The organism is Neisseria sp. P0021.S007, from assembly GCF_051956855.1.
Map to the genome: position 1 here is coordinate 1 of NZ_JBQCXA010000899.1, position 570 is coordinate 570.

The following is a 570-nucleotide window of genomic DNA, read 5'->3' on the forward strand; positions in this document are numbered from 1 at the left end:
GTATTGCACGCCCCAACTGCCTTTCAGACGACCTATGGGCAGGTGGCGCAATTCGATGCGGGCATTTTGCGTTTTGTTTTTAAAGAAGTTTTCCACTGCATCGCCCGCTTTTTCGTCGTGGCGGTAGTCGTTGCGGTTCAAATGCACGCGCAGGGCTTCGAAACCGGGGAGCGGCTGCTTCCATTCGGCGCGGATTTCGTAGCGTTTGTTGCGCAGGTCTATCCACGGTCTGCCGCTGTGGGTATGCGCGTGTGCATTATCGTCGTCGTGGAAGCCGCAGCTTAAGCCCGGATTGTCGTAATCGATGTCTTCTTCGGTCAGCAGGTGCGGATAAAGCTGCAAATAGCGTTTGTTAATCAAACTCTTCTGCCAGATGATGTCGGCGTGGCAATCATCGTATTCGTGGCTGTGGGCAGGCAGGCCGTATTGGTCGCGACGGTCGCTGTACGCCGCGCCGATAAAGCCTTTTTCGCCTACCCAAGACAGCCCGATGCTGCCAGTTTGCGAATCGGCATGGCTGTCGGGCAGGCGTTTCAGACGACCCTCTTCTTTGCGGTAACGCGGTACGGC

The 570-nt window shown here is 56.3% G+C and carries 1 pseudogene; it reads right to left on the minus strand.

Annotated features, from left to right (window positions below):
* A pseudogene (locus ACTHUR_RS16605) lies at positions 1 to 570 on the minus strand (ligand-gated channel); the annotation flags it as partial.